The following is an 11,260-nucleotide window of genomic DNA, read 5'->3' on the forward strand; positions in this document are numbered from 1 at the left end:
AAAACCCCTATAAGGAAAACAGACCGGATAAAGATTTATTTACTATCTTTTAATTTATTACAAAATCTCTTTAGTTAGTATGTACTACCATATATCAGTAAAGCTAACTTTAACTTATTTCTTAAAACAACTTCTTCAATTAATCACAATTTTAAAATCATGCGACACCACCATGTTTTGTAATTATAAAAAAATGTTTTATATTTTATTGATAGACAAAAAACCCACTGTTAACCACGTACTATCAGAAGCAATAGATGTTATCACGACTAATATACAAAACAAAACCATCTATTATCTATCAACTTTTTATATTGATACCCCTTCAAATATTTCCATCTACTACAACAAAAAAATATCTCTTATATTGCAATTAATTACACAAAATAAAACAATATATAAAATATACTTAAACATTATTCATTTATTTCATCGGTGTTTTATAAGGCATTTTTTGCTTGACATTATTTCTACTTTACATATTATAAACATAAATATCGCAATAAATAATACGCTGTTTGATAATCAAATATATTTAGGGATCTGTCTTTAACATTAAAGATAAAACCTTAGCACCTAAACGAGACATACTAAAAACCGTAACCTATGGTATTAAACTATGTAAAGTATGACTTTACTGAAAATCTTAACATTCACATTGATTACTTAAAAGCTATCTATAAAATAAAAAGATGAAAAACTATATCAAAGAAACGATATTAAGATAGTTAAGCAAGCCAGCAAAACCTGATGATCTACAAAGTCAGAAAATGATTCTTGTAATAAAATAAACCATTCAAAATATAAATCATACACTAAAAACCACTGCAAATATAATGTCTTACAAAGGAGGTTAAATATGAGCAATGTTTTGAACGATTTTCTCAAAATGAGAGATTTTTTGCTTAATGCAAAAAGTTATGAAGAAGCGAAAAAAGGTTTCAAATGGCCCGAAGTGGATACATTCAACTGGGCAATTGACTACTTTGATAAAATTGCTCAGGACAACCATACTCAAGCTTTAATATGGGCTGATGAAGATGGTTTATCAAAAACACTTACTTTTGATGAACTAAGGAGAAAAACAAACCAAGTTGCTAACTTCCTTGAAGATATGGGTATTAAAAAAGGGGATAGAATATTTGTTATTGTTGAAGCGATCCCAGAAGTTCATGAACTAACTCTTGCATTGATGAAAATCGGAGCAGTTTTTATCCCTGGGACAACCATTCTTCCTGCCAAGGATATTTCAGACAGAATTATTAGGGGAAACGTAAAATTATTAATCACTCAAGATAGATATATGGAAAAAATGGAACACATCAGTGATGAAGCACGCTCTAATTTAATTGGGTTGATAAATATAGGTACAATAGAAAAGGATGGATGGATAAATTATAAGACTTACAAAAATTATTCAGAAGAATTTACTCCAAAAGAGAAAACAAAGGCAACTGATGAATGTTATCTGTTTTTTACATCTGGAACAACAGCTAAACCAAAATTAGTAATACATACACATTCTTATCCAATAGGTCATCTTACCACTATGTACTGGATTAATGCAAAAAAAGGTGACATACACTACAATATTTCAGCTCCCGGTTGGGCAAAATATGCTTGGAGTAGTATTTTTGCTCCTTGGAATGCAGAAGCCACTATTTTTATTTTTAAGTATGAAAAATTCGAAGCCCAAACTGTACTTAAAGCAATGGAAAAATATTCTGTCACATCACTTTGTGCACCTTTCAGCGTTTTAAAACTGTTAGCTTTGGAAGATTTAAGCAAATATAATCTTAAATTGAGAAATGTAGTGAGTGCTGGCGAGCCTCTAATACCTGAGGTTGTAAAAAAAGTGGAAGAATCCTTAGGTGGTATACCAATAAGAGAAGGTTATGGTCAAACAGAAACAACGGCTTTGATAGGTAATTTCCCAGGTGAGCCAAGAAAACCATTATCTTTTGGAAAACCAGCACCTGGTTTTGATATCGCCATATTGGATGAAAATTTCAACGAAGTAAAACCAGGGGAAGAAGGACAAATATGCTTAAAAATTCATCCTAACAGACCATTAGGGTTACTTGCTCGTTATGATGATAAGGAAGTAAACGAAAAGGTGTTTCATGACAAATGGTATCAAACAAGTGATTCAGCTTATATGGATGAAGATGGATACTTCTTCTTTATAGGAAGAACAGATGATATATTCAAAAGCCTTGATTATAGAATTTCCCCTTTTGAAGTAGAAAGTGAGATTTCAGAACATCCTGCAATATTAGAGGTGGGAGTTGTCCCTACTTTAGATGAAAGAGACAGAACAGTACCAAAAGCATTTATAGTTTTAAAACCAGACTATAGACCATCAAAGGAAACAGCTTTGGATATATTCAAATTTATAAGAGAGCGTATGGCACCCTATAAGAGACCAAGGGCGATAGAGTTTCTTCAAGAATTTCCTAAAACAATAAGTGCGAAGATAATGAGAAAAGAATTAAGAGCATATGAGAGAGAAAAAATTAAAATGGAAGCTCAAAGAGGAACATACGAATATTGGGAAAGTGATTTCAAAAATGAACTCAATTTAGGAAAAAGGAAAATCTAATCAGCGGGAGAAAATTATGGATTTTACTCTAAAAGATGAAGACAAACTCGTCCAAGAGGTGGCTCAAAATTTTGCTCAAAAAGTACTAAAACCAGCGGCAAAACAGATTGATGAAGAAGAAAAAATACCTGAACATATCCTTGATCAACTAAGGGAATTAGGCTTTTTTGGAGTCTGCATGCCAGAAGAGTTGGGAGGAGCGGGTTTGAGCTTTCTCTCTTATGTTTTAATAATAAAAGAGATATCTAAAGCATGTGCTTCCACAGGGGTTATGCTTGCTGTACACAACTCGTTAACATGTGCATCAATTAACAAATTTGGGACTAAAAAGCAAAAAGAATATTTCTTAAAAAAACTCATCTCAGGTGAAAAAATTGGGTGTTTCATGTTAACAGAGCCGGAAGCTGGCTCAGATGCCGCAAATATATCCACTAAAGTGGAAAAAATAAATGACAAATACATTATAAATGGAGGAAAAATTTTTGTTACAAATGGTGGTTATAAAGGATACGGAGTACTTTTTGCCACACATGATAAGTCTATGAGGCATAAAGGTATATCTGCTTTCATAGTGGATTTAACAGAAAATGGAGTAAACATAGTAAGAAATGAAAAGAAAATGGGATTACATGGTTCGTACACAACGGTAATTTCATTTAACAACTTAGAATTGTCTAAAGAAAACTTGTTAGGTGAAGAAAAAAATGGCTGGCCCATAGCAATGTTTTTGCTTGATGCGTCAAGAATTACAATTGCAGCACAAGCTTTAGGAATAGCAGAAGGAGCCTTTGAAGAAGCCCTACTTTATTCAAATACGAGAAAGCAATTTGGTAAGAAAATTTGCGAATTTGAGGCTATTAAGTTCAAACTTGCCGATATGGCATTAAGAATAGAAGCGAGTAAACATTTAATCTGTCACGCGGCATGGTTAGAAGATTCTGGAAAAACACCAATAAAAGAGGCCTCAATGGCAAAAATTTTCGCATCTGAAACTGCCAATTTCGTAACTAAAGAAGCAATACAAATATTTGGTGGATATGGATATATAAAAGATTACGGAATAGAAAGATATTTTAGAGATGCAAAAGTTACTGAAATTTATGAAGGCACAAGCGAAATTCAAAGATTAGTAATAGCTAAAGAACTTTTAAAAAATTTAAGCACATCATAGGAGGTTTATATGAATATAAAGATTGTAGGTGTGGTTGGTGCAGGTCAAATGGGTAACGGCATATCCCATGTTTTTGCTCAGTACGGGTATAAGGTTGTAATGTATGATATAAATCAAGAGCAGCTAAAAAAAGCTGTTTCAATAATAGAAAAAAATTTGCGAAGACAGGCAAAAAAAGGAATTATAAAAGAAGGGGAAATAAAAAATATTATTGAAAGAATAAAATTAACAACTAACCTTGAGGATCTAAAAGAAGTTGATTACGTAGTTGAAGCATCTCCAGAAAATGAATCGCTAAAACTTGAACTATTTAGAAAATTAGATGAAATAACTAAAAGAGACGTTATTCTTGCTTCTAATACATCTTCTATATCTATAACAAAACTTGCTGTTGCTACTAAAAGACCTAATAAGGTGGTAGGTATGCATTTTATGAATCCAGTACCTGTCATGAGTCTCGTAGAAATGATTAAGGGATTTACCACATCTGAAGATACATATAATACTGCAATAGAGCTTGCAAAAAGCTTGAACAAAGAACCAGTATTGTCTCAAGATTATCCAGGATTTATCGTTAATCGCATACTGATCCCTATGATTAATGAAGCTATTTTTGCATTGGGCGAAGAGATAGCAACAGCTGAAGATATAGATAAGGCAATGAAACTTGGTACAAACCAGCCTATGGGTCCATTGACACTGGCAGACTTTATAGGTCTTGATACAGTTCTTGCTATTCAAAATGTACTATACGAAAACTTCAAAGATTCCAAATACAGACCAGCACCTCTACTTGTAAAAATGGTTGAAGCCGGTTTACTTGGAAGAAAATCGGGTAAAGGTTTTTACGATTATTCAAGTTAAGATAGTTATCAAACTATCAAAATAGAAAGAATTTTAATACTTTTTTAAAATAAGTTAGGAGGGGAATATGAATTTTGACTTAACAGATGATGAAAAATTAATAAGATACACTGCAAGAGAGTTTGCCGAAAAAGAAATAAAACCCATAGCAAGCAAGATAGATGAAGAACATAGAATTCCGGATGAAATTATTGCAAAAATGGGTGAGCTTGGTCTGCTTGGTACATATGTACCCGAAGAATACGGTGGAGCAGGTACAAGTTTTTTAGCTTACATATTAGTTGTTGAAGAAATATCAAAAGCTTGCGCTTCAAGTGGAGTTTTGATTTCAGCTCATACTTCATTATGCATAAATCCCATACTTGCTTTTGGAACTGAAGAACAAAAAAAGAAATATCTTCCAAAACTTTGTAGTGGAGAAAAAATAGGCTGTATTTTGCTAACAGAACCTGAAGCAGGTTCGGATGCAGCTAATATTCAAACAACAGTGGAGGAAGATGCTGACCATTACATCATAAACGGAAATAAGATATTCGTAACCAATGGAGGTTTTAGAGGCATAGGAATTCTTTTTGCTACATATGATAAATCACTAAAACATAAAGGGATATGCTCCTTTATCGTTGACCTATCTCAAGAAGGAGTAGAAATATTGAGAAATGAAGAGAAGTTAGGAATAAGAGGTACCTATACCACTGCCTTCCTTCTAAATAATTTAAAAATCCCAAAAGAAAACCTATTAGGTAAAAAAGGAGAAGGGTTTAAGGTCGCTATGGATACACTTGATGGTGGTAGAGTAGGCATTGCAGCTCAAGCTTTAGGTATAGCCGAAGGAGCATTTGATAGGGCCATAGCATATTCTCAAGAAAGAAAGCAGTTTGGCAAACCTATTTCTTCCTTTCAAGCTATTCAATTTAAGCTTGCTGATATGAAAATGAGAATCGAGCAGGCAAGATGGGTAACTTATTACGCTGGATGGCTAAAAGACACAAAAAGAAATTTTATATTAGAATCTTCCATCGCAAAGGCAGTTGCTTCAGAAACAGCTACTTTTGTCACAAAAGAGGCTCTCCAAATCTTTGGAGGGTATGGGTATATTACAGAATATGAAATGGAGCGCTATTACAGAGATGCAAAAATAACAGAAATTTATGAAGGAACAAATGAAATTCAAAGAATAGTTATAAGCAAAATGCTTATGAAATAAGAGGTGTAAAATGAAATATCCTGAATTAGAAAAATTATCAAAAGAAGAGCTTATTGGCATCATAGAAGATGAAGCCAAAAATTGGCTTGCTCATGATGGATTGTGGTTTCAAGCGGTGGAAAGACATTTTGGTCTCGAAAAAGCAATAGAGTTAGACATAGAAGCATGGAAAGATTTTACTGTAATAGAAGCAAAAAGGATTATGAAACGATTGGGCTTACCTCTCAAAAGTGGTCTTGATGGGCTTGAAAAGGCCCTAAATTTCAGAATGTATAGAAGGATAAACGAGCAAAAGATAGAAAGACCTGATAAACACACATTGATACTTAAAATGGTTACTTGTAGAGTTCAAGCAGCGAGAGAGAGGAAAAATCTTCAATTTTTCCCCTGTAAACCTGTTGGTATAGTAGAATATTCATATTTTGCAAAAACGATAGATGAAAGAATAGAAACAGAAGTAATTGCATGCCCACCAGATAAAATAACAAATGATTTTCATTGTGCATGGAAGTTTACAATAAAATAGTTGGGAGGCTATTATGTCATATACACCAAAAAATAAGATCAGAATCGTAACAGCAACAAGTTTGTTTGACGGGCACGATGCAGCAATAAATATATTCAGAAGAATCATGCAGGATAAAGGAGCAGAAATTATACATTTAGGACACAATAGAAGTGCTTATGAAATAGTAAATGCCGCTTTAGAAGAAGATGTTCAAGCTATAGCTGTAACATCGTATCAGGGTGGCCATATGGAATTTTTTAAATACATCTACGATCTTCTTAAAGAAAATAATTCATCACATGTAAAAATCTTTGGAGGCGGTGGTGGTGTTATTATCCCTTCGGAAATCAAAGAATTAGAGGATTACGGTATAGAAAAGATTTTTTCCCCTGAAGATGGAATCAAAATGGGGCTTGAAGGGATGGTAGATTATATTTTGGAAAAAAGTGATTTTAAAACGTATAACGAGGAAAATTTAGAATATTATTTTGAAAATATAAACACCGAGCTACCTAAAGCAATAAGTCTTGTTGAAGATATGATGTGGAGTGGTAGCTGGAATGAACAGTATCAAAAATTACTCGAAGAACACCTTGAAAAATCGGAAAAAAACGGAGTGGTCATCGGCTTTACCGGCTCTGGAGGTGCAGGTAAATCAACTTTAGTGGATGAAATATTAAGAAGAGCTGTAACCACTTTAAAAGATATAAAAATAGGTGTTATAGGTGTTGATCCTACGAGAAGAAGTGGTGGTGCTTTACTTGCTGATAGAATAAGAATTAATACACTTCCACATGATAATCTTTACATGAGATCTATAGCAACAAGATCACCAAACACATCTATTTCAAAAGCTTTGGAAAATATAATTAAACTTTATAAAATGGCTGGCTTTGATGCAATCATCATAGAAACAGCCGGTAGCGGCCAAAATGATATTGAAATTGTTGGAATAGCAGATATCGATGTTTATGTTACAACACCAGAATATGGTGCAGCATTGCAATTAGAAAAAATAAACATGTTAGAATATGCTGATATGGTAGTATTAAATAAATTCGATAAAGATAAAGCAGAAGATGCACTATATGAAATTAGGAAACAGTATAGAAGAAATTTTAAACTATTTGACACTCCATTGGAAGAGATACCTGTATTCGGAACAGTTGCTTCAAGATTTAATGATAAAGCAACTACATACTTTTTTTATAAGCTATTTGAAAAAGCTAAGTTAATCGATAAAATACCGGAAGACATATCCTTAGAAACCACTTCCAACAGTAGGTCCATGATCCCTGTTAATAGAACTAACTACTTAGGAGACATCGCAGACACTATAAGAAAATATCATGAATTTGTAAAAAATGAACAGCAAAAAGCATCAAAATTATACGCAATAGAAAAAACTAAAAAACATTTAAAAGAAAAAAGCGATCTCAGTGAGACCATAGAAAAATTAGACAGCGAATTGGAAGAAATTAAAAAAGAACTATCACCAGAAACTAAAAAACTTATAGAGGAATGGCCTAAAGTTAAAGAAACATTTGAATCTGACAAATTGGTAACAAAGATAAGAAATAAAGAAATAGTTTATGAACTCAAAACAACCACAATTTCTGGTAATAAAATTCCTAAAGTAAAACTACCGGAATATGAAGATTACGGTGAAATTGTAAAGTTTAGATTGAAAGAAAATGTACCAGGAGAATTTCCTTTTACAGCCGGTATTTATCCTTTAAAAAGACAAGATGAACTTCCTACAAGGATGTTTGCAGGAGAAGGCACACCAGAGAGAACCAATAAAAGATTTCACTACCTTTCAGAGGGGCAACCGTTTAATAGATTATCTACTGCATTTGATTCTATTACATTATATGGGGAAGATCCAGACACAAGACCGGATATTTACGGAAAAATAGGTAATGCAGGCGTTTCTATAGCAACTTTAGATGATGCTAAAAAATTGTATAGCGGTTTTGATTTGTGTGATAAAAATACTTCTGTTTCAATGACGATTAACGGTCCTGCTCCTATTATGTTAGCTATGTTTTTCAACACTGCAATAGATCAGCAGGTAGAAAAATATTTAAAAGAAAACGGTCTACTTGGTAAAGCAATAGATAAAATAACTAATTATTATAAAAGTTTAGGATTAGAAAAACCTTATTACAATACTAAGTTTGGTGTTAAAAATGTTGATATAGAAAATCACCTTGGTTTAGCTCTACTTGGAGTGCCGGGAGATTTTTTAGTAGAAAAAGACATATATGAGGAAATAAAGAAATATACTTTAAATGTAATTAGAGGAACTGTGCAGGCAGATATTTTAAAAGAAGATCAGGCACAAAATACATGCTTATTTTCAACAGATTTTTCTCTAAAACTTATGGGTGATATTCAAGAATACTTTATCAAACATGATGTAAGAAATTACTATTCTGTTTCTATTTCAGGTTATCATATTGCAGAGGCAGGTGCCAATCCCATCACACAGTTAGCTTTTACTTTAGCTAATGGCTTTACTTACGTTGAATATTTTCTTGGTAGAGGTATGGAATTTAATAAATTTGCAAGAAACCTCTCTTTCTTCTTCTCAAACGGAATGGATATTGAATATGCTGTTATCGGTAGAGTGGCACGAAGAATATGGGCTATTGCAGCAAAAAAATTATACAATGCTGATGAGCGTAGCCAAAAGTTGAAATATCATATTCAAACTTCGGGTAGATCTCTTCATTCAATGGAAATTCAATTTAATGATATCAGAACTACTCTTCAAGCGCTTCTTGCAATAAACGATAACTGTAACTCTCTTCACACAAATGCATATGATGAGGCTATCACCACACCAACAGAAGAGTCTGTAAGAAGAGCTTTAGCTATTCAGCTAATAATTAATAAAGAATTCGGAATGTCAAAGAATGAAAATCCACTTCAAGGTTCTTTCATAATAGAATGGCTTACTGACCTCGTAGAAGAAGAAGTTTTAAAAGAGTTTGAAAGCTTATCAAGAAGAGGTGGTGTATTGGGTGCAATGGAATCCCGTTATCAAAGGAATAAAATCCAAGAAGAATCTTTATATTATGAAACGTTAAAAAACTCAGGTAAATTGCCAATCATAGGAGTAAACACATTTTTAAAAGAAGATGAACAAAAAGAGGAAGATATGCCTTTGCAGTTAAGCAGATCAACAGAAGAAGAAAAACAGCAGCAAATTAACAATCTAATTCAATTTAAACTTAGAAACAAAGATAAAGCTCCAATTTATTTAGAAAAACTAAAAAATGCTGCAAAAAATAATGAGAATATATTTGATGAGTTGATGGAAGCAGTAAAATATTGTACTTTAGGACAAATTACACATGCTCTATTTGAAGTAGGTGGTAAATACAGACGCAACATGTAAAATAAAAATAACTTAATCTCACTGCTCAAATAAATATGTTATTAATAAAGTTAATTTCAATGTGGGCAGTGAGACTTCTTCTAAAAATTTTTGACAAGTTTCGGTTCACAACTTATTTTGAGTGTTGAGTCATCCTGTTTTTAGATTAAAAGTAATCAACCCCCGTTGAATTAAGTATTTTTTTACAGAAGTTAAATAAACATTAAATCAATTACGATACTAAAACTAAAATCGTAAATTACGAAAATTTATAACTTATTGAAGATAAAAAATGCCGGAGGGGGGACTCGAACAGCAGTAGTTATCCTATTGATAGATTTTGAAGATACCTCATTTCCAAAATATCCGTTACCCAAAATGTTACCCAATTTAATTTTACCCACTCCTTTCATCTATCTTATCGTTAATATAATATAAATTGCATTTGTGATCAATAGTAGAATTCTAATATTTTTTTAAGATTGATATTAACTATCACAAGAAATTTAACAGATTTTTTTTGATATAAAAATACGCCTCTGAACAGTTATATTGGATATTTGGCACAAGCAATGCATAAATGTCACCAATGAAATCAGCATCGTTTAATTTATTATCTAAATTCTTAATGAAATCTTTTTTTGTAATATTATTACCGTCATGTTCCATATATTTTTTAAAACAGAATATTATCTTTTCTACATCAACCTCTCTATTCCTTAAAACATAGTATAAGTCAAATAAATCTCTTCCCTTTTTTCTTTGATACAGTGCTCTTAACTTTGTTGCAAGCAACTCTTCCAGACAAAAAGTATTTACTATAGCTGATTTATTACACCATCCATTAGATAATTTTAATTCCCTTTCCCTATATCCTAAAACCGAAAAATGTTCTCTTGAGTTAATTTCTATTTTAAGTTTTTTTGTGGTAAAAGGTTCTGTTTCTGTTACAAATCTAAAAATTATATTGTGATTATTAGCTTTAACTTTTACCTTAGGTTTTTCTTCAAAATAGTTAATTGTTTTTTTGATTTCTGTAAGAATATCACCAATAGGTTCCGATTTTATTTGGACAAGATCAATGTCTTCAGAATACCTAACAGGTCTATCCATAAACAACTTATATAAAGCAGTGCCACCCCTAAAAGCCAATTTTGATTTTAGAAATTTATTGGAAAATAATTCTATAATGGTGCGGTGCATGATTAAATCTTGTTCGACTTGTGAGTTATCAATCCATGGAGCAAACTCTTTCCATTCAAGTATATATCTCATTGGAATCATAATTCTACCTCGGTATTAACAATTATTTTCCATTTTTTATCCAATTTACCTTTTGCCGGATGTGATAGCGAGAGAGGTATCTTTTTTGTTTCATTTAAATGTTTATAAATGAAATTGGAGACTTCTTGATATCCCAGCAAAACATCAGAAATGTAGCCCAGTCTTTGAAAACTGGTCTTGAGATTATATCTAATTGCTATTTCATGAATTTTCTTGACATCTGCATCTTCCAATAATTC

Annotated in this window: 7 protein-coding genes and 1 pseudogene; 6 read left to right on the forward strand and 2 right to left on the reverse strand. The window is 32.2% G+C overall.

Annotation, left to right across the window (positions count from 1 at the left end):
- Positions 1 to 859: 859 nt before the first annotated feature.
- From OWK30_RS08080 to OWK30_RS08105, 6 genes are all read left to right on the forward strand, one after another.
- Positions 860 to 2,602, forward strand: coding sequence for an acetate--CoA ligase (locus tag OWK30_RS08080; RefSeq protein WP_423325360.1), 1,743 nt, complete (start codon positions 860 to 862; stop codon positions 2,600 to 2,602).
- 16 nt (positions 2,603 to 2,618) lie between these two features.
- A complete protein-coding gene (locus tag OWK30_RS08085; RefSeq protein ID WP_423325362.1) occupies positions 2,619 to 3,773 on the forward strand; it encodes an acyl-CoA dehydrogenase family protein in 1,155 nt (384 codons plus the stop codon).
- Positions 3,774 to 3,782: 9 nt separating this feature from the next.
- Complete coding sequence (locus OWK30_RS08090) at positions 3,783 to 4,637, forward strand: 3-hydroxybutyryl-CoA dehydrogenase (protein WP_423325364.1); 855 nt, start codon at positions 3,783 to 3,785, stop codon at positions 4,635 to 4,637.
- A 67-nt stretch (positions 4,638 to 4,704) separates the two neighbouring features.
- Complete coding sequence (locus OWK30_RS08095) at positions 4,705 to 5,844, forward strand: acyl-CoA dehydrogenase (RefSeq protein ID WP_423325365.1); 1,140 nt, start codon at positions 4,705 to 4,707, stop codon at positions 5,842 to 5,844.
- A gap of 10 nt (positions 5,845 to 5,854) precedes the next feature.
- Complete coding sequence (locus OWK30_RS08100) at positions 5,855 to 6,370, forward strand: DUF6125 family protein (RefSeq protein WP_423325367.1); 516 nt, start codon at positions 5,855 to 5,857, stop codon at positions 6,368 to 6,370.
- A gap of 13 nt (positions 6,371 to 6,383) precedes the next feature.
- Positions 6,384 to 9,758 carry a methylmalonyl-CoA mutase family protein gene (locus OWK30_RS08105; protein ID WP_423325369.1) on the forward strand — a complete coding sequence of 1,125 codons (3,375 nt, stop codon included), beginning with the start codon at positions 6,384 to 6,386 and terminating at the stop codon, positions 9,756 to 9,758.
- Between the two features lie 474 nt (positions 9,759 to 10,232).
- Here OWK30_RS08105 and OWK30_RS08110 read toward each other — a convergent pair whose 3' ends face one another.
- On the reverse strand, positions 10,233 to 11,021 hold the full coding sequence (locus OWK30_RS08110; RefSeq protein ID WP_423325371.1) for a nucleotidyl transferase AbiEii/AbiGii toxin family protein: 789 nt from the start codon (positions 11,019 to 11,021) through the stop codon (positions 10,233 to 10,235).
- Positions 11,018 to 11,260: pseudogene (locus OWK30_RS08115) on the reverse strand (hypothetical protein); the annotation flags it as partial. The gene OWK30_RS08110 and the pseudogene OWK30_RS08115, both read right to left, overlap by 4 nt.

The organism is Deferribacter abyssi (genome assembly GCF_049472655.1).
Classification (GTDB): domain Bacteria; phylum Chrysiogenota; class Deferribacteres; order Deferribacterales; family Deferribacteraceae; genus Deferribacter; species Deferribacter abyssi.

Coding starts and splice junctions, on each gene's coding strand:
- OWK30_RS08080 (WP_423325360.1), top strand. CDS start 860: ATGAGCAATGTTTTGAACGATTTTCTCAAAATGAGAGATTTTTTGCTT.
- OWK30_RS08095 (WP_423325365.1), top strand. CDS start 4,705: ATGAATTTTGACTTAACAGATGATGAAAAATTAATAAGATACACTGCA.
- OWK30_RS08090 (WP_423325364.1), top strand. CDS start 3,783: ATGAATATAAAGATTGTAGGTGTGGTTGGTGCAGGTCAAATGGGTAAC.
- OWK30_RS08085 (WP_423325362.1), top strand. CDS start 2,619: ATGGATTTTACTCTAAAAGATGAAGACAAACTCGTCCAAGAGGTGGCT.
- OWK30_RS08100 (WP_423325367.1), top strand. CDS start 5,855: ATGAAATATCCTGAATTAGAAAAATTATCAAAAGAAGAGCTTATTGGC.
- OWK30_RS08110 (WP_423325371.1), bottom strand. CDS start 11,021: ATGATTCCAATGAGATATATACTTGAATGGAAAGAGTTTGCTCCATGG.
- OWK30_RS08105 (WP_423325369.1), top strand. CDS start 6,384: ATGTCATATACACCAAAAAATAAGATCAGAATCGTAACAGCAACAAGT.